Origin of the sequence: Serratia sp. 506_PEND, from assembly GCF_001076875.1 — a bacterium.
Taxonomy (GTDB): domain Bacteria; phylum Pseudomonadota; class Gammaproteobacteria; order Enterobacterales; family Enterobacteriaceae; genus Serratia; species Serratia marcescens.
The window spans coordinates 18755-42843 of record NZ_JVEL01000531.1; the positions used below are offsets into that span (position 1 = coordinate 18755).

General features: G+C 62.7%; 25 protein-coding genes and 1 riboswitch. Of the genes, 18 read left to right on the forward strand and 7 right to left on the reverse strand.

Translation table 11 applies throughout. The features are described from left to right. Positions 1–34: 34 nt before the first annotated feature. From ADK28_RS22400 to gutQ, 11 genes are all read left to right on the forward strand, one after another. On the forward strand, positions 35–1540 hold the full coding sequence (locus ADK28_RS22400) for a mannitol dehydrogenase family protein (protein ID WP_048796707.1): 1506 nt from the start codon (positions 35–37) through the stop codon (positions 1538–1540). Next, entirely contained in the window at positions 1521–2852 is a 1332-nt protein-coding gene (locus ADK28_RS22405) for an MFS transporter (protein WP_048796708.1), read from the forward strand. The genes ADK28_RS22400 and ADK28_RS22405 overlap by 20 nt, the downstream gene beginning before the upstream one ends. 98 nt (positions 2853–2950) lie before the next feature. Then, positions 2951–3637 carry a GntR family transcriptional regulator gene (locus ADK28_RS22410; protein ID WP_016926696.1) on the forward strand — a complete coding sequence of 229 codons (687 nt, stop codon included), beginning with the start codon at positions 2951–2953 and terminating at the stop codon, positions 3635–3637. Positions 3638–3842: 205 nt separating this feature from the next. Beyond that, positions 3843–4892, forward strand: coding sequence for a class I fructose-bisphosphate aldolase (fbaB, locus tag ADK28_RS22415; RefSeq protein ID WP_015378749.1), 1050 nt, complete (start codon positions 3843–3845; stop codon positions 4890–4892). Between the two features lie 236 nt (positions 4893–5128). Continuing rightward, positions 5129–5677 (forward strand): PTS glucitol/sorbitol transporter subunit IIC, encoded by a 549-nt coding sequence (srlA, locus tag ADK28_RS22420; protein WP_004941528.1) that lies wholly within the window; start codon positions 5129–5131, stop codon positions 5675–5677. Between the two features lie 15 nt (positions 5678–5692). Beyond that, the gene (srlE, locus tag ADK28_RS22425; protein WP_016926695.1) at positions 5693–6673 is read left to right on the forward strand and encodes a PTS glucitol/sorbitol transporter subunit IIB; all 981 of its coding nucleotides are present in this window, start codon (positions 5693–5695) and stop codon (positions 6671–6673) included. A gap of 22 nt (positions 6674–6695) precedes the next feature. Continuing rightward, positions 6696–7058, forward strand: coding sequence for a PTS glucitol/sorbitol transporter subunit IIA (gene srlB / locus ADK28_RS22430; RefSeq protein WP_033639642.1), 363 nt, complete (start codon positions 6696–6698; stop codon positions 7056–7058). 10 nt (positions 7059–7068) lie between these two features. Continuing rightward, positions 7069–7848, forward strand: a complete 780-nt coding sequence (gene srlD, locus ADK28_RS22435) for a sorbitol-6-phosphate dehydrogenase (RefSeq protein WP_048796709.1) — start codon at positions 7069–7071, stop codon at positions 7846–7848. 46 nt (positions 7849–7894) lie between these two features. Next, positions 7895–8251: a transcriptional regulator GutM gene (gene gutM, locus ADK28_RS22440; RefSeq protein WP_016926693.1), complete on the forward strand. Its 357-nt coding sequence runs from the start codon at positions 7895–7897 to the stop codon at positions 8249–8251. Positions 8252–8334: 83 nt separating this feature from the next. Next, entirely contained in the window at positions 8335–9108 is a 774-nt protein-coding gene (srlR, locus tag ADK28_RS22445) for a glucitol operon DNA-binding transcriptional repressor SrlR (protein ID WP_016926692.1), read from the forward strand. Next, the gene (gene gutQ, locus ADK28_RS22450; protein WP_048796710.1) at positions 9101–10072 is read left to right on the forward strand and encodes an arabinose-5-phosphate isomerase GutQ; all 972 of its coding nucleotides are present in this window, start codon (positions 9101–9103) and stop codon (positions 10070–10072) included. The genes srlR and gutQ overlap by 8 nt, the downstream gene beginning before the upstream one ends. Before the next feature lie 41 nt (positions 10073–10113). Here gutQ and ADK28_RS22455 read toward each other — a convergent pair whose 3' ends face one another. The 4 genes from ADK28_RS22455 to ADK28_RS22470 all read right to left on the reverse strand — a co-directional run bounded on the left by ADK28_RS22455 (position 10114) and on the right by ADK28_RS22470 (position 13086). Beyond that, positions 10114–10572 (reverse strand): inhibitor of vertebrate lysozyme family protein, encoded by a 459-nt coding sequence (locus ADK28_RS22455; RefSeq protein ID WP_033639640.1) that lies wholly within the window; start codon positions 10570–10572, stop codon positions 10114–10116. Between the two features lie 84 nt (positions 10573–10656). Further along, entirely contained in the window at positions 10657–11457 is an 801-nt protein-coding gene (thiD, locus tag ADK28_RS22460; protein ID WP_033639638.1) for a bifunctional hydroxymethylpyrimidine kinase/phosphomethylpyrimidine kinase, read from the reverse strand. Next, the gene (thiM, locus tag ADK28_RS22465) at positions 11457–12248 is read right to left on the reverse strand and encodes a hydroxyethylthiazole kinase (RefSeq protein WP_048796711.1); all 792 of its coding nucleotides are present in this window, start codon (positions 12246–12248) and stop codon (positions 11457–11459) included. Before thiM ends, thiD begins: the two co-directional genes overlap by 1 nt. Before the next feature lie 35 nt (positions 12249–12283). Next, positions 12284–12380, reverse strand: a riboswitch (TPP riboswitch). A 91-nt stretch (positions 12381–12471) separates the two neighbouring features. Continuing rightward, positions 12472–13086, reverse strand: a complete 615-nt coding sequence (locus ADK28_RS22470) for a TetR/AcrR family transcriptional regulator (RefSeq protein WP_048796712.1) — start codon at positions 13084–13086, stop codon at positions 12472–12474. A gap of 217 nt (positions 13087–13303) precedes the next feature. Between ADK28_RS22470 and ADK28_RS22475 the strand changes: the two genes are divergently transcribed. The 4 genes from ADK28_RS22475 to ADK28_RS22490 all read left to right on the forward strand — a co-directional run bounded on the left by ADK28_RS22475 (position 13304) and on the right by ADK28_RS22490 (position 17080). Then, positions 13304–13567 (forward strand): YtcA family lipoprotein, encoded by a 264-nt coding sequence (locus tag ADK28_RS22475; RefSeq protein WP_004941494.1) that lies wholly within the window; start codon positions 13304–13306, stop codon positions 13565–13567. Between the two features lie 10 nt (positions 13568–13577). Continuing rightward, a complete protein-coding gene (gene mdtN, locus ADK28_RS22480; RefSeq protein WP_016926685.1) occupies positions 13578–14615 on the forward strand; it encodes a multidrug transporter subunit MdtN in 1038 nt (345 codons plus the stop codon). A 4-nt stretch (positions 14616–14619) separates the two neighbouring features. Further along, a complete protein-coding gene (locus ADK28_RS22485; RefSeq protein WP_048796713.1) occupies positions 14620–16584 on the forward strand; it encodes an FUSC family protein in 1965 nt (654 codons plus the stop codon). 70 nt (positions 16585–16654) lie between these two features. Beyond that, positions 16655–17080, forward strand: coding sequence for a GNAT family N-acetyltransferase (locus ADK28_RS22490; RefSeq protein WP_016926687.1), 426 nt, complete (start codon positions 16655–16657; stop codon positions 17078–17080). On the opposite strand, the gene ADK28_RS22495 is transcribed toward ADK28_RS22490, so the two are convergent. Then, positions 17077–18300, reverse strand: coding sequence for an MFS transporter (locus ADK28_RS22495; RefSeq protein WP_048796714.1), 1224 nt, complete (start codon positions 18298–18300; stop codon positions 17077–17079). The two genes, ADK28_RS22490 and ADK28_RS22495, sit on opposite strands and share 4 nt — an antisense overlap. Before the next feature lie 95 nt (positions 18301–18395). On the opposite strand from ADK28_RS22495, the gene ADK28_RS22500 reads away from it, so the two are divergent. Together ADK28_RS22500 and rluF are read left to right on the forward strand one after the other, a co-directional pair. Next, on the forward strand, positions 18396–18836 hold the full coding sequence (locus ADK28_RS22500; protein WP_025303888.1) for a winged helix-turn-helix transcriptional regulator: 441 nt from the start codon (positions 18396–18398) through the stop codon (positions 18834–18836). Positions 18837–18941: 105 nt separating this feature from the next. Beyond that, positions 18942–19811 (forward strand): 23S rRNA pseudouridine(2604) synthase RluF, encoded by an 870-nt coding sequence (gene rluF / locus ADK28_RS22505; protein WP_048796715.1) that lies wholly within the window; start codon positions 18942–18944, stop codon positions 19809–19811. A gap of 138 nt (positions 19812–19949) precedes the next feature. Here rluF and ADK28_RS22510 read toward each other — a convergent pair whose 3' ends face one another. Continuing rightward, a complete protein-coding gene (locus ADK28_RS22510) occupies positions 19950–23012 on the reverse strand; it encodes an autotransporter outer membrane beta-barrel domain-containing protein (protein WP_048796716.1) in 3063 nt (1020 codons plus the stop codon). A 195-nt stretch (positions 23013–23207) separates the two neighbouring features. Beyond that, on the reverse strand, positions 23208–23522 hold the full coding sequence (locus tag ADK28_RS22515) for a hypothetical protein (RefSeq protein WP_015378764.1): 315 nt from the start codon (positions 23520–23522) through the stop codon (positions 23208–23210). A 175-nt stretch (positions 23523–23697) separates the two neighbouring features. On the opposite strand from ADK28_RS22515, the gene ADK28_RS22520 reads away from it, so the two are divergent. After that, positions 23698–24089 (forward strand): response regulator (locus ADK28_RS22520; RefSeq protein WP_048796717.1); only part of this gene is annotated, 392 nt, incomplete at its 3' end.

Here is a 24089-nt window from a genome sequence, read left to right on the forward strand (position 1 = left end):
CGCCCCTTTGCTTACCTCTCCAGGGACATTGAACATGAGACTTTCCGACCACAGCGCGCTGCCGGCCGCCGTTATCCGGCCCGGCTACGCACGTGAGCGCGTGAAACCGCGCATGGCGCATATCGGCTTCGGCGCGTTTCACCGCGCGCACCAGGCGATGTACGCCGACAGGCTGGCCAGCGAGCACGGCAGTGACTGGGGCTACTGCGAAATCAGCATGCAGCACGGCCGGCAAAAGATCGCCGATCTACGGCAACAGGACCTGCTGTTCTCGGTGGCGGAGATGGACGACGACGGCTGGCGGGGCCGGGTCATCGGCGTGGTGCGCCAGGCGCTGCACCTGCAAACCGACGGGCTGGCGGCGGTGCTGGCGGCCCTGACGCAGCCCGAGATCGCCATCGTCTCGCTGACCATCAGCGAAAAGGGCTATTGCCACCACCCCGCCAGCGGCCGGCTGATGGCGGAACACCCGGCGATCGCGCATGATATCGCCCACCCGGCACAGCCGCAGTCGGCGCCGGGGCTGCTGCTGGCGGCGCTGCGCCTGCGCCGTGAACGCGGGCTGCCGCCGTTCGCCGTGATGTCCTGCGATAACATGCCGGCCAACGGTCGGGTCACGCGCCAGGTGCTGGTCGAACTGGCGCAGCGGCAGGATCCGGCGCTGGCCGACTGGGTGCGTCAAGAGGTCGCCTTCCCTTCCACCATGGTGGATCGCATTGTGCCGGCGATGACGCAGGAAGCCCGCGAACAACTGTTTGTCTGGCTGGGCGGCGTCGAAGATGAGGTCGGCGTGGCCTGCGAGCCGTTCAGCCAGTGGGTCATTGAGGACCGATTTCCCCAGGGGCGCCCGGCCTGGGAAAAGGTCGGCACCGAACTGGTGAGCGACGTGCTGCCGTACGAGGAGATGAAGCTGCGCATGCTGAACGGCAGCCATTCGTTTCTCGCCTACCTCGGCTACCTGGCCGGTTATCAGCACGTCGGCGATTGCATGCAGGATGCGGATTTTGTCCGCGCCGCCCGCCACCTGATGCTGGCGGAACAGGCGCCGACCCTGCAGGTGCCGAACGTCGATTTGGCGCAGTATGCCGACTCGCTGCTGCAGCGTTACCGCAACCGCGCGTTGAAGCACCGCACCGCGCAGATCGCCATGGACGGCACGCAGAAGTTGCCGCAACGGCTGCTGGACGCGATCCGCTGGCATCTGGCGCGCGGCAGCCGCTTCGACTGCCTGGCGCTGGGCGTCGCCGGCTGGATGCGCTACGTCGGCGGCCGCGATGAACAAGGCGAGCCGATCGCCATCAGCGATCCGCTGCGCGAACGCCTCGCCGCGTTGGTCGCCGGCAGCGAGGAAGGCCGGCCCCGCGTCCTGGCGCTGCTGCAACTCGACAGCGTCTTCGGCCGCGATCTGCCCGATTCGCCTGACTTCGTCCACGCCGTCAGCCACGCTTATCACCAACTGCTGAGCCTGGGGGCCAAAGCCGCCGTCGCCGCTCTGCCGCTTACCGACCGGGAGGTTTCCGATGACCGTCACCACGCATAATGCCGTCAATACCGGCAATCAACCGCTGCTGCGGCGCGTCGCCAGCGCTTCGGCCATCGGCACCGCCGCCGAATACTATGATTTCTTCGCCTACGGCACCGCCGCGGTGCTGTTCTTCGGCCAGCTGTTTTTCCCCAGCGCCGATCCGCTGATCAGCACGCTGGCGGCCTTCGCCACCTACGCGGTCGGTTTCCTGGCGCGCCCGCTGGGCGGCATCGTGTTCGGCCACATCGGCGACAAGGTCGGCCGCAAGAAGGCGCTGGTGATCACCATCCTGATCGTCGGCCTCGGCACCTTTTGCATCGGCCTGCTGCCCACCTATGAGCAGATCGGCATCTGGGCGCCGATCGCGTTGATCTTTATCCGCGTGCTGCAGGGCTTCGGCGTCGGCGGCGAACAGGCCGGCGCGGTGCTGATGACCGCCGAATATGCGCCGCGGCCGCGGCGCGGCTTCTACGCCAGCTGGGTGCAGATCGGCGCGCCTGCCGGTTTCTTGCTGCCGTCCGGGCTGTTCGCGCTGCTGACCGCCGTGCTGTCGCCGGCGCAGATGCTGGACTGGGGCTGGCGCATTCCGTTCCTGCTCAGCCTGCTGCTGGTGCTGGTCGGGCTGTTTATTCGCCTGAAGATCGACGAATCGCCGGTGTTTACCCAGATCCGCGCCACCAAAGCGGTGGAGAGCCGGCCGGTGGTGGAAGTGGCCCGCCGCTATCCCGGCCTTATCGCCAAAGGGGTGTGCGCCAAGCTGATCGAAGCCTGCGCCTTCGCCATGTTCACGGTGATCGTGCTGGCCTACGGTAAGGCCAACCACCTCAACGAAAGCATTCTGCTGGAGGCGATGATCGTGGCGGTGCTGCTGGAGATTTTCGCCATTCCGCTGATGGGCCGCCTCTCCGATCGGCTGGGGCGCAAACCGGTTTACATCGCCGGCGCGCTGCTGCAGGTGGTGTGCATCGTGCCGTTCTTTATGGCGATCAACCTCGATAATTTCTGGGTGACGCAGATCGCCATGATTGTAGTGCTGACCTTCGGCCACAGCATGTGCTACGCGCCGCAGGCCTCCTACTTCCCGGAACTGTTCCCCACCCGCGTGCGCTGCAGCGGCATCGCGCTGATCTGGCAGATCGGCTCGCTGATCGGCAGCGGCATTCTCGGGCTGCTGGCGGTGAAGATCCTGCAGGTGACCGGCGGCCATTACTACGGGCTGGCCGGCTACATGATGGTGCTGGGCGTGGTGTCGGCCCTCGGCCTGAGCCTGATGCCGGAAACCGCGCCAGAGCGGCGCAAGCAGGAGTATCAGGATTGGCATCACTGAGTTACCCTGCCCGGCGGGTGGATTTATCCCCCCGCCCTCAACCAATAATCTGCTAGTATGGTGGCATTCGAATTCCAGCCAGATGCCTGATTGTCGCCATGTCTGAAACGTACAGTCTCACCAACAACGTCCCGGTCAACCAGCAGATCTATCGCTTCCTGCGCAAAGATATCGTCGACTGCACCATCCCCCCCGGCACCCTGCTGTCCGAGAAAGAGATCTCCACCCGCTTTTGCGTTTCGCGCCAGCCGGTGCGCGAAGCCTTCATCAAGCTGGCGGAGGCCGGCCTGGTGCAGATCCTGCCGCAGCGCGGCACCTTCGTGATGAAAATTTCCGCCAAGCGCGTGGCCGACGGGCGCTTTATCCGTCAAGCGGTGGAATGCGCCATCGTGCGCCGCGCGGCTGAGCGCGCCACTCCGGCGCAGCTGATGACGCTGGAGCATAACCTGCACCGTCAAGAGCTGGCGGCGCAGAACGGGCAAACGCGCGAATTTTTGGCGCTGGACGACGAGTTCCACCAGCTGCTGACCCAGTTTGCCGACTGCCCGCTGGCGTGGGAGACCATCGAAACCATCAAGGCCACCATGGATCGGGTGCGTTTCCTCAGCCTGAGCGAAGTCTCGCCGCCGGAGAGCCTGATCAAGCAGCACTACCGCATCTATGAAGCGCTGAAAGCGCGCGATGCCGAGGCGGCGGAGCGCGCCATCCACGATCATCTGCAGGAGATGATCTACTCCATCACCCCGATCGCCCTGCAGAACACCGAGTGGTTCGAGATCGAATAATCAACCGCTTAGCAAGCCGGGGGCGATCGCCCCCGCGTATTTGGCCACGCAAATGGCATTTCCTCTCAATCGCATCTATTGTTTGTCCTTGCCGGAGCAAGTTCGGTAGCATCGCTTTACAGCTTCAATCACCGCTTTTTACTGCGCCGGTGGTCAAAAACCCTTGCATTGCCGGTGTATGAAGAAGCTTAATCGGGAGTGAATCATGACTGATATTGTGCAGTTGCTAGGAAAGGAAGCGGAAGATCTGCTGCAACACCGCTGTACCACTATCCCCGCCGAGAATCTCTACCTGCCGGGCGCCGACTTCGTCGACCGCGTAATGATCGATAACAACCGCCCCAACAGCGTGCTGCGTTCGATGCAAACCCTGTTCAACCACGGCCGCCTGGGCGGCACCGGTTATCTGTCCATCCTGCCGGTCGATCAGGGCATCGAGCACTCCGCCGCCGCCTCGTTCGCCGCCAACCCGCTGTATTTCGATCCGAAGAACATCGTCGAGCTGGCGATTGAAGCCGGCTGTAACTGCGTCGCCTCCACCTACGGCGTGCTGGCGTCGGTATCGCGCCGCTACGCGCACAAGATCCCGTTCCTGGTCAAACTCAACCACAACGAAACGCTGAGCTACCCGACCCAGTACGACCAGACCCTGTACGCCAGCGTCGAGCAGGCGTTCAACATGGGCGCGGTGGCGGTCGGCGCCACCATTTACTTCGGCTCCGAGCAGTCGCGCCGCCAGATCGAAGAGATCTCGATCGCCTTCGAGCGCGCGCATGAGCTGGGCATGGTCACGGTGCTGTGGGCCTATCTGCGTAACCCGGCGTTCAACAAGGACGGCGTGGACTACCACTCCAGCGCCGATCTGACCGGCCAGGCCAACCACATCGCCGCCACCATCGGCGCCGACATCGTCAAACAGAAAATGGCGGAAAACAACGGCGGCTACCGCGCAGTGAAATTCGGCTACACCGACGACCGCGTCTACACCAAGCTGACCACCGATCACCCGATCGATCTGGTGCGTTACCAGTTAGCCAACTGCTACATGGGCCGCGCCGGGCTGATCAACTCCGGCGGCGCCGCCGGTGAGAACGATCTGCAGGAATCGGTGCGCACCGCGGTGATCAACAAACGCGCCGGCGGCATGGGCCTGATCCTGGGGCGTAAAGCCTTCAAGAAATCGATGAAAGACGGCGTTGCGCTGATCAACGCCGTGCAAGACGCCTATCTGGACAAGAAGGTCACCATCGCCTGATGTGACGGACCGCCTGTCCCAAAGCCCGGTTCGCCGGGCTTTTTTGTGCCCGTTATCCCGCCTCCCGCGCCGTTCATCTTCTCTTTCTTTCATTTTAAACTTTCAAAATAAAATATTTATCTTTCAAATTGTGATCTATTTAAAACAAATAGCCCAACAAAGTGACTACTGTAAGGCCCATGGCGACAGAGCCGCCGTTCGCTCCAGGCCATATCAGTCCATTACAGGAGAACATAATGATTGAGCTAATCACCCACGGCGCCGAGTGGTTTATCGGCCTGTTTCAGAAAGGCGGTGAAGTGTTTGTCGGCATGGTGACCGGCATTTTGCCCTTGTTGATCAGCCTGTTGGTTATCATGAACGCGCTGATCAAATTTGTTGGCCAGGAACGTATCGAACGATTGGCGCAGCGCTGCGCGGGCAACCCCGTTTCGCGTTATCTGCTGCTGCCGCTGATCGGCACCTTTGTCTTCTGCAACCCGATGACCCTCAGCCTGGGGCGCTTCATGCCGGAGAAATACAAGCCGAGTTACTACGCGGCGGCCTCCTACAGCTGCCACTCGATGAACGGCCTGTTTCCGCACATCAACCCCGGCGAACTGTTCGTTTACCTCGGCATCGCCAGCGGCCTGACCACCCTCGGCCTGCCGCTCGGCCCGTTGGCGGTGAGCTATTTCCTGGTGGGGCTGTTCACCAACTTCTTCCGCGGCTGGGTCACCGATCTCACCACCAGTCTGTTTGAACGCAAGATGGGCATCCGTCTGGATCGCCAGGTGCAACTTTAATTCGTGGAGTGCAGCATGAGTGCTTATATCCGTATTGAAAAAGGCGCCAGCGGCTGGGGCGGCCCCCTGGAGCTGCCGATAGAGCCCGGCAAAAAAGTGGTGTACATCACCGCCGGCACCCGGCCTTCCATCGTCGATCGCCTCAGCGAATTGACCGGCTGGCCCGCCGTCGACGGTTTCAAAGAGGGCGAGCCGCCGGCGGAAGAGATCGGCGTGGCGGTGATCGACTGCGGCGGCACCCTGCGCTGCGGCCTGTACCCGAAACGCCGCATTCCGACGGTCAACATCCATGCCACCGGCCAGTCCGGCCCGCTGGCGCAGTTTATCCTCGAAGACATCTATGTCTCCGGCGTGCGTGACCACAACATCAGCCGAATCGACGCGACGGAGAACCCACCCGCCGCCGCGGTTGCAGCGCCGCCCAAGGCGCGCGACTACGACACCAGCAAGAAGATCACCGAGCAAAGCGACGGGCTGCTGGCGAAGGTCGGCATGGGCATGGGATCGGTGGTGGCGGTGTTCTTCCAGGCCGGACGCGACACCATCGACACCGTGCTGAAGACCATTCTGCCGTTTATGGCGTTCGTCTCGGCCTTGATCGGCATCATCATGGCCTCCGGCCTCGGAGACTTTATCGCTCACGGCCTGACGCCGCTCGCCAACAGCCCGATCGGCCTGGTGACGCTGGCGCTGATCTGCTCATTCCCGCTGCTGTCGCCGTTCCTCGGCCCCGGCGCGGTCATCGCCCAGGTGATCGGCGTGCTGGTCGGGGTACAGATCGGCCTCGGCCATATTCCGCCGCAGCTGGCGCTGCCCGCGCTGTTCGCCATCAACGCGCAGGCCGCCTGCGACTTCATTCCGGTCGGCCTGTCGCTGGCGGAAGCCAAACAGGACACCGTGCGGGTCGGCGTGCCTTCAGTGCTGGTCGGCCGCTTCCTGACCGGCGCGCCGACGGTGTTAATCGCCTGGGCCGCCTCGGCCTTCATTTATCAATAATGTGATCCCCAGGGAGACGTTTATGCACACCATTTTTCACACCACCATCACGCAGATCGGCGGCTGCGCCCGCGACGCGTTGCTGGACAACATGCTGATCACCTTCCGTGAAGGCGCCCCGGCGGATATCGAAGAGTTCTGCTTCATCCACCGCCACGGCGCAACCGCCGGCGAGCTGCAGGTCGGCGGCGTGATGGAACTGGCGCAGCAGCGCTACGCCATCACCGCCGTCGGCAGCGTCGCCACGCAGAATCTGCGCGAGCTGGGCCACGTCACCGTGCGCTTCGACGGCGAAGCCGAAGCCGAATTCCCCGGCTCGATCCACGTATCCGGCCCGACGCCGACCGATATCCCGTTGGGCAGCACGCTGTCATTTATCGCATAAGGAGTAGACCATGTCTGAAGTAGCTGTAGTGATTGGCGGCGGCCAAACGTTAGGCGCCTTTTTGTCCCACGGGCTGGCGCAGGCCGGTTATCGGGTGGCGGTGGCCGATCTGAACGCCGACAACGCCAATCGGGTGGCGCGGCAGATCAACGAAGAGTACGGCACAGGCAGCGCCTGCGGTTTTCAAGCCGACGCCACCGACGAGCAGAGCGTGATCGCGCTGGCGGCGGCGGTTGACCGGGCGTTCGGCCAGGCCAACCTGCTGGTGTACAGCGCCGGCATCGCCAAGGCGGCGCCAATCACCGATTTCCCGCTGGGCGACTTCGACCGCTCGCTGCAGGTGAACCTGGTGGGCTATTTCCTCTGCGCCCGCGAGTTCTCGCGCCTGATGATCCGCGACGGCATCGCCGGGCGCATCATCCAGATCAACTCCAAGTCCGGCAAGGTCGGCAGCAAGCACAACTCCGGCTACAGCGCCGCCAAGTTCGGCGGCGTGGGGCTGACGCAGTCGCTGGCGCTCGATCTGGCGGAGTACGGCATCACCGTGCATTCGCTGATGCTCGGCAACCTGCTGAAGTCGCCGATGTTCCAGTCGCTGCTGCCGCAGTACGCGCAAAAACTGGGCATCGCGCCGGACCAGGTGGAGCAGTACTACATCGACAAGGTGCCGCTGAAGCGCGGTTGCGACTATCAGGACGTACTGAACACCCTGCTGTTCTACGCCAGCGACAAGGCCTCTTACTGCACCGGCCAGTCGATCAACATCACCGGCGGCCAGGTGATGTTCTGACGCCATCGACGCCCCCTTCCGCGGAAGGGGGCCTAAGGAGAACCCCATGACACAAGCTTTGATCGCCTTCGCGCTGCTGGCCTGGCTGCTGCAAATCGCCTTCGGCTGGTGGCAACTGCAACGTTTCAACCGCGCCTTCGACGGTTTATGCCGGCTGGGCGCCGTGGGCGTCGGCCGTTCCGGCGGCCGTTTTCGTCCGCGGGTGGTGCTGGCGCTGGCCTTCGACGCCGATCGGCGGGTATGCGGCAGCCTGTTGCTGCGCGGCCTGACCGTCTTCGCCCGGCCCCGCCCGCTGCCTCATTTACACGGATTGCATCAGCGGGATTTGCGCCCGGATGTGATCTTCCCCGAGGATCGCGCATGCCAGTCTGCACTATCGTTAGCGATTGACCCCAAATCGTGATATTTTCACATTAAAAGACATTACCTTTCATAGTGAATTATTCAGCGAGGGGAAATGCCCAACTCTTGTGAACGGGAATCGCGATGAAACCAAAGCAGCGGCAGGCCGCTATCCTTGAATATCTGCAGCGGCATGGCAAAACGGCGGTGGACGCCCTGGCCGAGCATTTCTCCACCACCGGCACCACCATCCGCAAGGATCTCACCCTGCTGGAAGAAGAAGGCGAGGTGATCCGCACCTACGGCGGCGTGGTGCTCAGCCGCGACGACGGCGATCAGCCAATCGACCGTAAAACCCATATCAACACCGAGAAAAAGCGCCGCATCGCCAGCGCCGCCGTGGCGCTGATCGCCGACGGCGACTCGCTGATCTTCGACGCCGGCAGCACGGTGCTGCAGATGGTGCCGCACCTGGCGCAGTTCAATAACATCACGGTGATGACCAACAGCCTGACCATCGTCAACGCGCTGGTGGAACTGGACAACGATCAGACCATCCTGATGCCCGGCGGCACCTACCGCAAAAAATCGGCCTCGTTCCACGGCAGCCTGGCCGAATCGGCGTTTCAGCAATTCAGCTTCGACAAGCTGTTTATCGGCGCGGACGGCGTCGATCTCAACGCCGGCGTCACCACCTTCAACGAAGTGCACAACGTCAGCAAAGCGATGTGCGAAGCCGCCGGCCGCATTATTTTGTTGGTGGACTCCTCGAAATTCGGCCGCAAGAGCCCGAACGTGGTGTGCGAACTCAGCGCCGTCGATACGCTGATCACCGACCGAGACATCAACCCCGATTACCTCGCCGCCCTGCAGGCGAAAGGCATCAATATCATTCTGGTAGGAGACCCCGATGAGTAACGCCAACGCCCTGCTCGCCTTCGCCCGCGAAACGCTGGAGATCGAGTTGACCGAAGCGCAGCGCCTGCTGGCGCGCCTGGATGACAATTTCGTCTGCGCCTGCGAGCTGCTGCTGAATTGCCGCGGCAAAGCGGTGATTTCCGGCATCGGCAAGTCCGGCCATATCGGCAAGAAGATCGCCGCGTCGCTGGCCAGCACCGGCACGCCGTCATTCTTCGTGCATCCGGCGGAGGCGCTGCACGGCGATCTCGGCATGATCGGCGCCGACGACGTGGTGGTGTTCATCTCCTACTCCGGCCGCGCCAAAGAGCTGGATCTGATCCTGCCGCTGCTGGCGGAGAACGGCATTCCGGTGATCGCCGTTACCGGCGGCAAAGAGTCGCCGCTGGCGCAGGCCGCGGCCTGCGTACTGGATATCGGCGTCGAGCGCGAAGCCTGCCCGATGGGGCTGGCGCCCACCTCCAGCGCGGTCAACACCCTGATGATGGGCGACGCCCTGGCGATGGCGCTGATGCGCCAGCGCGGTTTCAACGCGGAAGACTTCGCCCGATCGCACCCGGGCGGCAGCCTGGGCGCGCGTCTGCTGAACCGCGTGCATCACCTGATGCGCACCGGCGATCGCCTGCCGCGCGTGCGCGAAAGCGCCAACGTGATGGAGGCGATGCTGGAACTGAGCCGCACCGGGCTGGGGTTGGTAGCGGTCTGCGACGCGCAGCAGCGGGTGGTGGGCGTATTTACCGACGGCGACCTGCGCCGCTGGCTGGTGAAGGGCAACAGCCTGCAGGATCCGCTCAGCCCGGCGATCACCCGCCCCGGCTATCGGCTGCCAGAGCAGTGGCGCGCCGGGGAGGCGCTGGAAGCGCTGCACGAACAACACATCAGCGCGGCTCCGGTGGTCGATATGGACGGCGTGCTGGTGGGGGCGCTCAACCTGCACGATCTGCATCAGGCCGGCATCGGCTGATCAACGCCGGGGGGCGCCATCATCAGCGCCCCCCGGTCAGATCATTTCCAATCGGGATTGTTCTCGAACTGCTGCTTCAGCAGCGCTTTCATGTCGTCATTCGGCTTGCCGAGCCACTGGTACTTGGCATACTTCTTCGGATGATCGACGGCTTCCGGCCGATCTTCCACTTCCACCCGCACGCCCCAGGCCTGGGATTTGTCCGCGCTGAACGCCACGATCAAAAAGTTATTGCCGCAGTCGTGGGGCTTGCACAGGTTGCCGACCAGATACTCTTTGCCCTTCCAGTTCAGATTCTGCGCCGGCGTAGAGGTGCCGACGCCCTTGCGCGCCCAGCCCGGCATCCGCGCCTGGCCTTTGACCATGTTTTGCCAGCTGGCCTGATACCCCGGCTGCTGAATCAAATCCGATGTGGTGACGATTTGTTGGGCAAAGCTGCCCGCGCTGAAGCTGAGCAGTGCGCCAAAGAGGGCGCAACGCAGCGCCTGGTGTCCCGTCATAGTCCTTCTCCCTAGGTTAAATCAGGTTTCGCCCATAAAACCGGGCCTGAACTAGTCAGACCACGGTTGCGGCAAAAAGTTGACTCACCACCAGGCGTGAAAATGATGCACCGGCCCGATGCCGTGCCCCACTTCCAGCGTATCCGCCTGTTGCAGCGCTTGTTGCAGGTAGCCCTTGGCGGCGGCCACCGTGGCCGCCCAGTCGGCATGGCGCGGACGCAGCGCCGCCAGCGCGGCCGAGAGCGTGCAACCGGTGCCGTGGGTATGGCGGGTGGCGACGCGCGGCGCGGTAAAACGCTGCTCGCCTTCGGCGGTAAACAGCCAGTCCGGGCTCTCGCTTTCGCTCAGGTGGCCGCCCTTCATCAGCACCGCTCGGCAGCCCATCGCCAGCAGCGCCCGCCCCTGCTCGCGCATCTGCGCTTCATCTTCCGCCGGCGCGCACGCCAGCAGCGCCGCCGCTTCCGGCAGGTTCGGCGTAATGATCGACACCAGCGGCAACAGCTCGCGTCGAATCGACGCCACCGCCTCCGGGGCCAGCAACGGATCGCCGCTTTTCGCCAGCATCACGGTGTCCAGCACCACGAATTCCGGCCGGTAATGGCGCAGCCGTTCGGCCACCGCCTGCACGATATCGGCGTTGGCCAGCATGCCGATCTTGACGCTGTCGATGCGCACGTCGCTGAACACCGAGTCCAGTTGCGCGGCGACAAACGCCGGATCGATGTAATACACCGACTGCACGCCGCGGGTATTCTGCGCCACCAGCGCGGTGATCACCGAGGTGCCGTAGGCGCCAAGCGCCGAGAAGGCCTTCAGATCGGCCTGAATGCCGGCGCCGCCGCTGGGATCGGTGCCGGCGATGGTCAGCGCGTTAATGCGTTTCATCACAGATCCTCCCCGCGCAGCTGATACAGGGCGTCGAGGAACGCCGGCGTAAAACTGCCCGGCCCGGCGGCCTGCCTGGCCGCGAGGCCGCCGCAGTGGGACATCACCCGGCAGGCGGCCGCCACGTTGTCCAGGCGATCGCCCGGCAGGGCGCAAAACGCCGCCGCCACCGCCGACAGCGCGCAGCCGGTGCCCACCACCCGCGTCATCAGCGGGGAGCCGCCTTCGATCGCCCAATCGCGTTGGCCGTCGGTGACGTAATCCACCGCGCCGGTGACCGCTACTACCGCACCGCTGCGCTGCGCCAGCTCACGCGCGGCGGGCAATGCCGCCAAGGAATCGTCGCCGCTGTCCACGCCGCGGCCGCTGGCCAGCAACCCGCTGAGCGCCATGATTTCCGAGGCGTTGCCGCGTATCACCGCCGGTTTCTCGTCCAGCAGCTGTTTGGCGAAGGCGGTGCGGTAGGAGAGCGCGCCGACCGCCACCGGATCCAGCGTCCAGGGCTTGCCGGCCTGATTGGCGGCTGCCACCGCCGCGCGCATCGATTCGGCGCGCAGCGCGTTGAGGGTGCCGACGTTGATCAGCAGGCCGTCGGCCAGCGCGCTGAACTGCGCCGCCTCTTGCGGCTCCACCACCATCGCCGGGGAGGCGCCGAGCGCCAGCAGCACGTTGGCGGTCAGCGATTGCACCACTTCGTTGGTCAGGCAGTGGATCAGCGGAGGCCGCTGTTGGAATTGAGTCAGGCAGGCCGCGGCGCGAGCGCCGGGTAGTGCATCAGGTCGAGCGATCATATTCCTCCCAACCGGCGTTCAAGAAGGCGGCGCCGGTTGGGCGGCCGTGACTTCCCTACGCTGGCATTATCCAGATCAGGTAATACGGGTATTTCTCAGCCTTCACGCAGAAGGGCACCCCGAGTCATGAAAATCAATAGGTTGTGATCAACGTTGCGTTAATCCCTGAGCGGGATCATGCCAGCGGCGGCGCGGACAAACAAGCGAATAAATTCGCTCGCGCCTAAGCGATGTTGCCCTCTTTTCCCGCCAGATACAGGCTCAGCACGCCGGGCAGCTCCGCCAACGTAAACGCCACGCTCTGCGGCGCCGTTTTGAAGATGTGATGCAAGGTGCCGGCCACCAGGCTTTGCAACAGCCGGGTTTGCTGCAGGATCTCCGTCTCGGCGGTCTCGGGGCGACGCAGCTGCAGCACTCGGGCGATCAGCGCCAGGAAGCTGGACTTTTCGTCCGGCAGGTTCATTTCCCGCATCACCGGCAGGTAGTCGGCGTGCTCGCGCAGGTATTGCGCATAGGGTGAAAACAGCCGCTGGATCACCGCTTCAGCGGAGAGGTGCCGCCACTCGTCGTCGCTGGCCAGCGCCATGTCGCGCACCAGCGCCTCGATCGATTCGGTATGCCGATCCGCCAGCGCCTTGATCACCGCGTGGCGATCGGGGAAAAAGTGATACATCGAGCCGATGGAGGTTTTGGCGTGTTTGGCCAGCCGCTGCATGCTGAGCGCCGCCAGGCCATCCTGCGCCACGATCGCCGCCGCTGAATCCAGAATGGTTTGTACGCGTTGCCGCCCTCTTTCCTGCTGCGGCTCTCGCCCGGTGATGTGTTCGTCGATTTGCATATTCGTTTCTGCCCGCTGTCATCAACGCATTATACCCATTTGCCGCCGCGAAGGCAGGGTGACACAAAAAACTAGATTAACCCCTCTAGTTTAGAGTAGAGTATTTATTCTAGTTTCCCCTTGCGCAAGCATGGGGGTGACAAACAGTGACCTCACTCACTGAAAAAGAGTCATTTCATTCGGCCCGTCGACCAAGCCAATCGCCAGAGAACGCCCTATGCCCGACAAAAAACTGCTTATCACCTGCCTGACCGCGCTGTTGCTCACCGGGTGCTCGCCGGCACCGTCCATGGTGGTGTTCGGCGCTTCGTTCCCCGACTGGCTGTTTTGCCTGTGCGGCGGCGTGGCGGGCATGGTGGCGATCCACCTGCTGCTGCGCACCCCGGAAAAACGCGCCTGGCTGGCGCCGCAGCTGCTGACGTATCCGGCGCTGACCGCGCTGATCGCCATGCTGACCTGGTTACTGGTTTTCCCCCACTGAGACTGACGCCATGACCCAACCACAAACCTCCAACAAGCGCAGACTGCTGGTGCTTACCATCCTGGCGTTGACGCTCATCGTGGCCGCCGTCGTCGTCTGGCGGGTGGAAAACGCCCCCACTACCGACGATGCCTACGCCTATGCCGACACCATCGACGTAGTGCCGGAGGTGAATGGCCGCATCATCGAGATGCCGATCCGCGACAACCAGGAAGTGCGGCAAGGCGATCTGCTGTTCCGCATCGATCCGCGCCCTTACCAGGACGCGCTGGCGGCCAGCGAAGCGCGCCTGATCACGCTGAATGAACAGATCAAGCTGACGCAGCGTTCGGTCAACGCGCAGCAGTACAATGCCGAATCGATGAACGCCATCGTCAAACGCTCGCAGGCGCTGGTGGCGCAGGCGACCGACACCCTCAACCGCCGGCAGAAGCTGCTCGGCAAGAACTACGTTTCGGCGGAAGAAGTGGAAACCGCCCGCACCTCCCAGCGCTCGGCGCAGGCGGAACTGCAGGCCGCATTGCTGCAGGCGAAACAGGCGGAAGCCGCCGTCAGCGGCGTCGAAGCCCTGGTCGCGCAGCGTGCCGAAGTGCAGGCCGACATCGCCATCGCCAAACTGAACCTGGAGTTCACCGAGGTGAGAGCGCCGTTCGACGGCCGCATCGCCTCCCTGAAAACCACCGTAGGCCAATATGCCTCCAGCGCCAAACCGGTGTTCACGCTGATCGACACCCGCCACTGGTACGTGGTCGCCAACTTCCGCGAAACCGACCTGAAAGGCGTGCATCCCGGCGTGCCGGCCACGCTGTATTTAATGAGCGACGCCGGCCAGACCTTCAGCGGCAAGGTGGAATCGATCAGCTACGGCGTGCAGCCCGACGACGGCGGCACAGTGCTGGGCGGGCTGCCCAACGTGTCGCGCAACATCAACTGGGTGCACGTTTCGCAGCGCTTCCCGGTCAAGATCGCGGTAGAAGCCCCCAACCCGGCGCTGTTCCGCGTGGGCGCTTCGGCGGTGGCCAAGCTGAACCTGCGCCATGAAGAATAAAACGATGTCTCACGGCTGGCTGTCCCAGTTGATCGACGAGCTGCGCCCTTCGGACAGCCGCATCAACCTGGTGATCCGCGCCCTGCTCTCCAGCGCGATCGCCATCGTGATCTCGCAGACGCTGCAGGTGCCGTGGCTGGCGCTGTCGCTGATCGCAGTCTTCTTTATCACGCAGTCCAATATCGTGATCACCCGCGCAATCGGCATCCTGTTTTTCGTCAGCTCCACGCTGGCGATCGGCGCCGCTATCCTGGTGCTGAAATTCACCTACGACTACCCGATGCTGCGCATCCTGCTCTCCAGCGCGCTGTTTTTCCTCAGCGTGTTCCTGATGCGGGTGACCAAGGTTGGGGTGCTGTTCTTCCTGATGGCGCTGGTGGTGATCTACACGCAAAGCTTTGTCGATCTCACTCCGCAGGCGGAAGTGGTGATACGGCTGGTGCTGTGGGTATGGGTGGCGATCAACTACGCCATCCTGCTCACCCTGATCGTCAATACCCTGCTGCTGCCGGCTGAACCGCTGAAACAGCTAAAGGGCCGGATGAACGCGGTGTTGGACGAAACCCGCGCTATGTTGGCCAACGGCGGCGAGACGCGCGATCTGAGCGCCATCTCGCAGCACGCCACCGAGCTGCACAAGCTGCTGCGCTTTTCGGTGATGCGCAGCGATCGCTGCCGCGCCAACGAGCCCGGTTATCTGGCGCTGATCACCCTGGTGTTGCAACTCAATATTCTGGCCTACCAGCTGCCGCCGGCTTTCGGCGCGGCCGCGCGTCAATTGGCGCAAGAGATAGACGCCGCCTGCCGCGCGCTGCAAACCGCGATCAGCCACGACAGCGCGCTGCGATTTTCCGTCGCGATCGCCGGCAGCGACGATCCGCAGGTGCCGGCGCCGCTCAATGAAATGGCCGGCCTCCTGCAGGTCTACGCCAACCGCAGCGACTACGCCGACGCCCTGCAGGCCGCGCCGCCGCCAAAAGTGCCCTTCTTTACCCCCGATGCCCTGACCAACCCGGTTTACATCCAGTTTTCGTTGAAAACGCTGCTGACCGTGCTGGTCGCCTACGTGTTTTATACCGCCGTCGATTGGTCCGGCATTCATACCATCATGCTGAGCTGCCTGATCGTGGCGCAGCCCAGCCTCGGCGCCACACAGCGGCGGGCGCGGCTGCGTCTCGGCGGCGCGGCGATCGGCAGCCTGCTGGCGCTGATCTCGGTGGTGTGGATCATGCCTCACCTCGACAGCCTCGTCGGCTTGCTGCTGCTGACGCTGCCGGTGATCGCCCTCTCCGCCTGGATCGCCGCCGGCTCCGAGAAAATAAGCTATGCCGGGGTACAGATCCTGTTCACCTTTTCCCTGGCGCTGCTGGAAAGCTTCGGCCCGGTCACCGAGCTGACCGAGATCCGCGATCGCCTGATCGGCATCGTGCTGGGGGTAGGGTTCGCCACCTTCATTCACGCCACGCTGTGGCCGGAATACGAAGGGGAGTCACTGCGGCAGCAGGTTGCCAACGTGCTGCGGGAACTGTCGCGCTTCCTCGGCGGCGAGAACACAAACGCCATCGGCATCTGGCAAAAGATCGAGGGCTGCGAAGCGGTGGTGGCCCGGGTGACGCTGGAGCCCACCTGGCAGCTGGCGGACGATAACCATGAAAGCTTCACCCGGCATATCCAACGGATCTTTAACCAGACGCGCAGCCTGTTGCTGACCAGCGAAAAGCTCAACACCTATCTGGCAGGCGGCGGCGCGGCGCTGTCCGCGCAGGAACGCCAGGCGCTGATCGAGGTGCAACGTCAGGGCGGGCGCGTTCTCGCCGAGTATGCGGCGCAGCTTTCCCGCGCGCCGCAAGCGTTGCGGGCGCCCGACTTTCATCCACCGTCGGCCGCCCTGCACGCCGACACCGTGCGCCATCTTGCTCAGGAGCTGAGCGACGGAGTCAATCGCCTGCCCGCCTGGGGCGACGCCTAGCATTTTCCGTTTGTGGCCATGCACGCCCGGCGCCATGCGCTATAGTGAGCACAAACCACCGGGAGATGTCATGCAAATAAGACCTTACCAAGAGGCCGATCGCCCCTTCCTGCGCACGCTGTACCTGGCGTCGCGCAAGGCGGCGTTCGGTTGGCGCAATACCTCAAACTACCAGTTGGAAGATTTCGACCGCGCGACGCTGGGCGAAGCGATTTGGGTGGCGGAAGACGGCGGCGTGCTGCTGGGATTCGTCTCCATCTACCGCGAAGACAACTTCATTCATAACCTGTATGTCGATCCCCATCAGCCGCCGCGCGGCGTCGGCAGTGCGCTGCTGCAAGCGGCGCAAGCCACCTTCACCGCCACCGGCTCGCTGAAATGCCTGGTGAAGAATGAAAAGGCGCTGACGTTCTACCGCAAACACGGTTGGCGTATTATCTCTACCGGCAACGACGGCGAAGAAGATTATTACCTGATGCATTCGCCGGCCCGCTAGCTCTTACCCGCGGCATCCGGCATCCCGCGCAGCGTCAGCCGCCAAAACAGCAGCGCGCTCAGGCTGACGCCCGCCCCCAGCCAGCAGACGCCGCTCCACCCCGCCCAGGCGTACATATGGGTGCCGGCAAAGGCGCCCAGCCCGCTGCCGACGGCGTAAAACAGCATGTAGCAGCCCACCAGCCGGCTATGCGACTGCGGGTGCGCGCGGAAGATCATGCTCTGGTTCAGCACGTGGATCGCCTGGCCCGCCAGATCCAGCAGCACGATGCCCGCCACCAGCCAAACCAGGCCGCTGCCGAGCAAACCGAGCGGCAGCCAGGCCAGTGTCAACAGCAGCAGACACGCGCCGCTGGCCGCCTGCCCCAGCCCGCGATCCGCCAGATGCCCGGCGCGCACCGCCGCCAGCGCGCCCACCGCGCCGACCAGGCCGAACGCTCCCACCGCGGCATGGGTGAAGTTGAACGGCGCCTGGCTCAGCGGCAACACCAGCGAACTCCAAAAGAGGCTGAAAGCGCCGAACATCAGCAGCGCCAACATGCCGCGAATTTGCAGCGTGCGGTCATGCCGCAACAGGCTCAACATCGAACGCAGCAGCGCGGGATAACTCAGCGTGCTGGGCGCGGTGCGCGGCGCAGGCAGCAGGCGCGACAGGATCGGCAGCAATACCAGCGTCACTCCGGCGGAGAAGAAGTACACCGTGCGCCAGCCGCCAACGTCCGCCAGCGCGCCGGACAAGGTGCGCGCCAGCAGCAACCCCAGCACCACCCCGCCCTGCGCCGCGCCGACCACCCGCCCGCGTTCCTGCGGCGCCGCCAGGGCGGCGGCGAATGCGATCAGCCCCTGCGTCATGGCGGTGCCCAGTAGCCCCACCAGCAACATCCCCGCCAGCAGCCAGGGCGCGCTGTGCGCCCAGCCCACCAGCAGCAGCGCGCCGATCAGCCCCAGCTGTTGCCCCGCCAGCAATCGATGCCGGTTCAACCGATCCCCCAGCGGCACCACCAACAGCAACGCCAGCGCGCAGCCCAACTGAGTCACGGTGATCACCATGCCGATCGCCGCCAGGCTGATGGAAAAATCGCGGGCGATGGCGTCCAGCAGCGGCTGCGCATAGTAAACGTTGGCCACGCTGAAGGCGCTGGCGGCGGCCAACAGCAGCACCAGGGCGGCCGGCAGACGCCCCAGCGCCGCACAGGGAGGATCCAGCAGTTTGTCGCTCATTGCACACCTCAATCTGGTTTCATTATTAAACCCAATGAACTTTAGGTGCAGAGGTTTTATAATGCAACCAGAATGTGCAGCTGGAGATAACCGCCGTGAAACGTAAAAGCCTGGAAGACGCGCCGTGCCCGGTGGCGCGCACGCTGGATGTGATTGGCGACTGGTGGTCGCTGCTGATCGTGCGCGACGCCTTCGACGGCGTCACCCGCTTCAGCGAATTTCAAAAAGGGCTGGGGATGGCGAAGAACATCCTCGCCACCCGGCTGCGCGCGCTGGTGACGCACGGCGTGCTGGAGATCGTGCCCGCCGCAGACGGCAGCGCCTATCAGGAATATGTGCTGACCGAGAAAGGCCGTGCACTGTTTCCGGTGATCGTCGGCCTGCGCCAATGGGGGGAAGATCATTTGTTCGCCGAGGGAGAAGCGCACTCAACGCTGGTGGAAAGCGACAGCGGCCGCCCCGTGCCGCGTCTGACGCCGATCGGCAGTGCCGGGCAGACGCTCACCCCGCTGAATACCCGGGTGGTGAAGGTATGAAGCGTCTCAATAAGGCCTGCATCACCTTGCGCTATTGCATCTATTATCGAACAGCTTCCGCAATCCCCTGCGGGTAATGTATAGTCCGCGTTTTACGGAGATCCCATGCTGACCAACTCATCCATTCGTTTGAACAAATACATTAGCGAGAGCGGCATCTGCTCACGCCGCGACGCCGATCGATACATCGAACAGGGCAACGTTTTCATCAACGGTAAACGCGCCACCGTTGGCGCCCAGGTATTTGCCGGCGATGTCGTGAAGGTTAACGGTCAGCTGATCGAACCGCGCAATGAAGAAGATCTGGTGCTGATCGCGCTGAACAAACCGGTCGGCATCGTCACCACCACCGAAGACGGCGAGCGCGACAACATCGCCGACTTCGTCAACCACAGCAAGCGCATCTTCCCGATCGGCCGCCTGGACAAGGATTCGCAGGGGCTGATCTTTCTGACCAACCACGGTGACCTGGTCAACAAGATCCTGCGGGCCGGCAACAATCACGAGAAAGAGTATCTGGTGACGGTCAACAAGCCGGTGACCGACGAGTTTATTCGCGGCATGGGCGCCGGCGTGCCGATGCTGGGCACGGTGACCAAAAAGTGCAAGGTGAAGAAAGAAGCGCCGTTCGTGTTCCGCATCACGCTGGTGCAGGGGCTGAACCGTCAGATCCGCCGCATGTGCGAACACTTCGGCTACGAGGTCACCAAGCTGGAACGCACGCGCATCATGAACGTCAGCCTGAAAGGGTTGCCGCTGGGCGAGTGGCGCGATCTGACCGATGACGAGCTGATTGAGCTGTTCAAACTGATTGAAGGCTCTTCGTCAGAGGCCAAGCCGACGAAGAAAGCCCCGGCCAAATCTGCCCCGGCGAAAAAGCCGAGCGCCGGCGGGCCGAAAAGCGCCGATAAAGCCGCTGCGCCGGCCGGCCGCAAGCGCTTTACCCAGCCGGGGCGCAAGAAAAAAGGGCGTTAACCGCCTTCCCCCGCTCAGCCCGCCGTTGCGCGGGCTTTTTTATCGTGAAAGTCAGCCACAGGCCGCCACTGAGTTCTCACCATAAAAAAGGCCCGCATCAAGCGGGCCAGTCGGTACCAGAGAAGTCTAGAGGGAAAATCAGAACGACCAGCGCAAGTTGGCGTTGACCGAATTAACGCGGGTATCGGCGCCGAATTGCCCCTGATAGCCGACATCCAGCGTCGCGGCGCGCGACAGTTTCACGCTCACGCCGATATCGCCCACCATCACGTTGTCATCCACGGCCTGGCCCTGCGTGACGAACGCGTCGCTGCCGGCAAACGCCATGCGCGATGAGGTGTTCTTATCGCCGTAAGCATGCTGCCAGCCGAGCGAGCCGTAGAGGCTGACGTTCTTCGGCAGTTCGGTCACGCCGCGCACCCCGAGCGTGGAGTAGAAGGTATTCATCGTTTCATTGCGCACGCTCAACGCCGCCGCGCCGCCCGACTCCTGGAAGCTGTCGGTATGCAGGCGGATATAGCTCAGGTTGATGAACGGTTCGACGTTCATCTCCGGCTGGCCGAAACGGTAACCCGCTTCGGTGAACGCCAGCAGCGAGTTCGCGTCGTAATCTGACTTCAGCCGATCCGAGAAGCCGCTGAAATCGACGTTGCGCTTGCCTTCAATCTTGTGCCAGGTGTAACCCAGCGCGCCGCGCAGTGAGAACGCATCCTGCTGCCCGGCCGCATACAGACCGAGGTGGTAGTTGTCGGTATCGGCCTTGGAGCGGCGGCTGTCAACGTCGTAGTCGCCGCGGCTGTAACCGAAGTAACCGCCGATGCGCACGTTATGGTCCGTCAGTTTGCGATCAGCCCCCAACAGGAAGCCGGTGGTGTTGCCATCCAGCTTGCCCACGTTGCCGTTGCCGCTGTTTCTGCCCCAGGAACTGAAGGTCTGCCCCCAGACGCCGCTGTTTTGCGCCTGCGCCGGTTGCACCAGCGACATCGCCAACGGCGGTACCGGCAGGCTGTCGTTGTCGAACAGGCGCAGCATGCGCTGGTTCAGAACGTTGAACAGCTGGGTGCTGCCGGCGATCAGGTTAGACTGCATCGACGGATAGACTTCGCCGGACAGCTGATTGAACGCCTCGCGCGCTTCCGGCGCGCTCAGCAGCAGCAGCGAGTTGTACAGCGCCAGCGAAGGGCCGCTCTGCGTCAGCGTCGAGAGCGCGCCGGCGGTATTCCACTGGTTGCCGCTTTCGGCCACCGTTTGGAAAATGCCCGGCTTGCCGCTGCCTGGGTTCTCGCCCCCCGGGTTTTCACCGCCCGGGTTCTCGCCCCCAGGATTCTCACCGCCCGGGTTTTCTCCGCCCGGGTTCTCGCCCCCAGGGTTTTCCCCGCCCGGATTCTCGCCACCCGGGTTTTCTCCGCCCGGATTCTCGCCGCCAGGGTTTTCACCCCCCGTGTCTTTCTGCGCGATGGTCAGATCCACGGCGTTGGCGCTGTGGTTCAACGCCACATCGAGGAAGGCAGACTTGGAGACCGCCGCCGCGAACTGGCCTTCAATGCCGCCGTCCGAGGTCAGAATGCGGTAGCTTTGGCCGGTTTTATAGCTGGTTTGCGGATCCAGCGCCGTCACCTGCACTTTGGCCTGATCGCTGATGGTGGTTTTGCCCGCCACCAGCAGTTGATCGCTGCGTCCGTCGCCGGCGATATCGACGTCATAGAAGGATTCGCCGATAAAGTTCAGGTAGCGTTTCAGCGTCAATGTGCCGATATTGCCGTCGCCGGGCGAGATATGGCCGCCGGACTGGATCTCGGTCTGGCCCAGCGTGCCGTTGCCGCCCAGCGTGCCGCCGGCCTTGATCGAGGCGGCGCTGCTGTAACCCTGCCCGTTATTGACGTCGGAACCCGCCGTCGCGTTGAGGATCAGCGTGCCGCCGTTCTCGGCGCCGAGGGTTTGGATCTCGAAGATGTCGTCTTCTTTCTGGGTGTTGATGTCGCTGGCGATGATGAGCTTGCCGCCGCGCGCGGTGACGTTCGCCTGCAGGCCAGTAAGATCGCCGTTCAGCGTCGTATGCCCGGCGGTGTTGATCACCTCGCCTTCGCCGCTCATCTTGTTGCTGAAGACGTAATTGCCGTCGGTATGGTTAAAGTACACATAGCTGCGGAACAATCCGCCCCGCAGGGCGATCGCCGTCTGGGCATCGATAGTGCCTGCAGCGCCCGCCGCGCCGAGCGTCGGCTCGGTCAACCCGGTGCCGGTATCCATGTTGCCGCGGCTGCCGATAATCAGCGCGCCGCGGTTAGAACCGGAACCGGTCTTGCCCAGCACCACTTCGTTGCCGCCGGCGGAGAATGTCCCGCCGTCCATGACCGCCAACACGCCATTGCCGTAATCGCCGACGTTGACGCTGCTGCCGCTGGTAAACCGTGAGCCGTTGCCGGCGATCGTCAGCTCGGCGGTTTTACGCGCGCCCGAGACGCCCGCCACCTGAATATTACCGACGTTGACCGAAGCGCCGTTCAACACGTCCAGATCGCCGTAAAGCGTGAGCGCGCGGCCGACGTTCCATTGGGAATTGGCCCCCGTGACCGTGGCTTTCGGGCTCAGCGTATCGGTCTCGCCCGGCCCGCTGCCATTGCCGATGCGCGCGTCAAAGGCGGTGTTCAGCACCGCGCCGTCTTCAATCGCCAGCGTGGATCGCGCCCCTAAGTCGGTGCCGACGCTGAGAAAATTGCTGGTGACGCGAGAACCGGCGCCGGTGGCGATAAGGTGGCTGTCGTAGCCGCGGGTGGTGCCGACCACGATCTCTTTCGCGCTGGCCAGCGCGCCGTCTTCAACCCGCAAAGTGCCCCGCCCCAGATTCAGGCCGCCGCGCAGCACGAACTGATCGTTCACCGCGTTCAGCTCGGCGTTCGGCCCGCGGACCGTGACCAGGCTGTCATGAATTTGGCCGTTGAACATCCGGCCGATATTGATGTTATAGGCGCTGATCTTGCCATTCTCGATCAACAGGTTGCCGCTTTGATTACGGCCGACGTAAACGTCCCCGGTGTAGGCCAATGATTCGGTAATTTTTGAGTCGCCGTCAAAAATGGCATCGTCTGCGCGAGCGATATCGGCAGGCGCCAGCATCAACAACGGCGCGGAAAATAGAGCGAGGTAAAGTTTGGAAAGCGGTGTTCTAACCGCTAAAGGGTGCGATGTCTTGTCATTCACGGGCTATCTCCGTACTCGTTAGCGTGATGTCGCGAAATTTATTGTTATAGGGAACTCAATACACTAGAGGAGGTGTGAGACGTTATTTCGCGCACGCCGGTTTAGTGATCGTCGAAGCAAAAGCTTATTGCCCCCCGGCGCTGACGCTCCGACGATGAAAAACCAGGAAGCGGTAATACCGCCCCCCAAAGCGAATTATTTATGCGTGACCACCGGCGTACAGGTCGGCGCGCTCAGCGACGGCGACGAACCTAAAATTCCCGGCATCATCAGCGACGAGCAATCGAAAATGCGGCCTTTTTCCGTGGTGGCGCGATAAGAAAGTTTTTGGCCGCCCAGCGCATCCGGCTGTGCGCCATTGACGTTGGTCACGGTAATTTCGTCCGACGATCCCAGCCCCAGCATTTTGGCGGTTTCCGCCTGCAGTAATGGAATGGCCTGATCGGTTTTCAGGGTGGAACAACCGGCTACCATCATCGTAACGGTTAAAGCGATAAGTGGTTTCTTCATAAATTATCCTTTATAACCAATCAGTTAAAATTACCGATTGGCTTTATGTTTTCTCTTATCCAAATCCTCGAATAATATATTTCCCTTTCCTAAACGAAAAAACCCTCCTAAAGTAGGGAGGGTTGATAATAATTCATCAGACCTATCTGATATTTGAAGGCGAAAGGAGAATCCTTTGGGGCAGGATTATGCGTTGGTCGTTGATGACCATCCATTGGTAGCAAGCGGCATCGCCAATTTTCTCAGCACGCATTGCCGATTCAAACAGGCGCATGTGGTGACCAATGAAGAGAGTTGCTACCGCCATATTAGGGAAAATGGCCCACCGCGTTTACTGGTGATCGATTTTTGGCTCTCTTCCGGTACAGCATTGAAATTACTCAAAGAAGTAAAACAACGTTATCCGCAGGTGCGGATTTTGGTGGTCAGCGGCGACGAGAATAACGATATCTGGCAGAAAGTTAATAATGCCGGCGGGCATGGATTCGTCTTAAAAAACGAGCCGCCGGAATTATTCGCCAGGGCGGTTTTTGCGCTGAACAATAATCAGGAATGGTTCCCTGACGG

Bases quoted from the DNA above. Each gene is read 5' to 3' on its own strand.
- ADK28_RS22470 (WP_048796712.1), bottom strand. From the start codon at position 13,086: ATGCAAATCGACGAACACATCACCGGGCGAGAGCCGCAGCAGGAAAGA.
- ADK28_RS22515 (WP_015378764.1), bottom strand. From the start codon at position 23,522: ATGAAGAAACCACTTATCGCTTTAACCGTTACGATGATGGTAGCCGGT.
- thiD (WP_033639638.1), bottom strand. From the start codon at position 11,457: ATGAAACGCATTAACGCGCTGACCATCGCCGGCACCGATCCCAGCGGC.
- ADK28_RS22455 (WP_033639640.1), bottom strand. From the start codon at position 10,572: ATGACGGGACACCAGGCGCTGCGTTGCGCCCTCTTTGGCGCACTGCTC.
- ADK28_RS22495 (WP_048796714.1), bottom strand. From the start codon at position 18,300: ATGAGCGACAAACTGCTGGATCCTCCCTGTGCGGCGCTGGGGCGTCTG.
- mdtN (WP_016926685.1), top strand. From the start codon at position 13,578: ATGACCCAACCACAAACCTCCAACAAGCGCAGACTGCTGGTGCTTACC.
- srlE (WP_016926695.1), top strand. From the start codon at position 5,693: ATGAGTGCTTATATCCGTATTGAAAAAGGCGCCAGCGGCTGGGGCGGC.
- ADK28_RS22400 (WP_048796707.1), top strand. From the start codon at position 35: ATGAGACTTTCCGACCACAGCGCGCTGCCGGCCGCCGTTATCCGGCCC.
- srlB (WP_033639642.1), top strand. From the start codon at position 6,696: ATGCACACCATTTTTCACACCACCATCACGCAGATCGGCGGCTGCGCC.
- ADK28_RS22405 (WP_048796708.1), top strand. From the start codon at position 1,521: ATGACCGTCACCACGCATAATGCCGTCAATACCGGCAATCAACCGCTG.
- thiM (WP_048796711.1), bottom strand. From the start codon at position 12,248: ATGATCGCTCGACCTGATGCACTACCCGGCGCTCGCGCCGCGGCCTGC.
- rluF (WP_048796715.1), top strand. From the start codon at position 18,942: ATGCTGACCAACTCATCCATTCGTTTGAACAAATACATTAGCGAGAGC.
- ADK28_RS22475 (WP_004941494.1), top strand. From the start codon at position 13,304: ATGCCCGACAAAAAACTGCTTATCACCTGCCTGACCGCGCTGTTGCTC.
- srlR (WP_016926692.1), top strand. From the start codon at position 8,335: ATGAAACCAAAGCAGCGGCAGGCCGCTATCCTTGAATATCTGCAGCGG.
- fbaB (WP_015378749.1), top strand. From the start codon at position 3,843: ATGACTGATATTGTGCAGTTGCTAGGAAAGGAAGCGGAAGATCTGCTG.
- gutM (WP_016926693.1), top strand. From the start codon at position 7,895: ATGACACAAGCTTTGATCGCCTTCGCGCTGCTGGCCTGGCTGCTGCAA.
- ADK28_RS22410 (WP_016926696.1), top strand. From the start codon at position 2,951: ATGTCTGAAACGTACAGTCTCACCAACAACGTCCCGGTCAACCAGCAG.
- srlA (WP_004941528.1), top strand. From the start codon at position 5,129: ATGATTGAGCTAATCACCCACGGCGCCGAGTGGTTTATCGGCCTGTTT.
- ADK28_RS22485 (WP_048796713.1), top strand. From the start codon at position 14,620: ATGTCTCACGGCTGGCTGTCCCAGTTGATCGACGAGCTGCGCCCTTCG.
- gutQ (WP_048796710.1), top strand. From the start codon at position 9,101: ATGAGTAACGCCAACGCCCTGCTCGCCTTCGCCCGCGAAACGCTGGAG.
- ADK28_RS22490 (WP_016926687.1), top strand. From the start codon at position 16,655: ATGCAAATAAGACCTTACCAAGAGGCCGATCGCCCCTTCCTGCGCACG.
- srlD (WP_048796709.1), top strand. From the start codon at position 7,069: ATGTCTGAAGTAGCTGTAGTGATTGGCGGCGGCCAAACGTTAGGCGCC.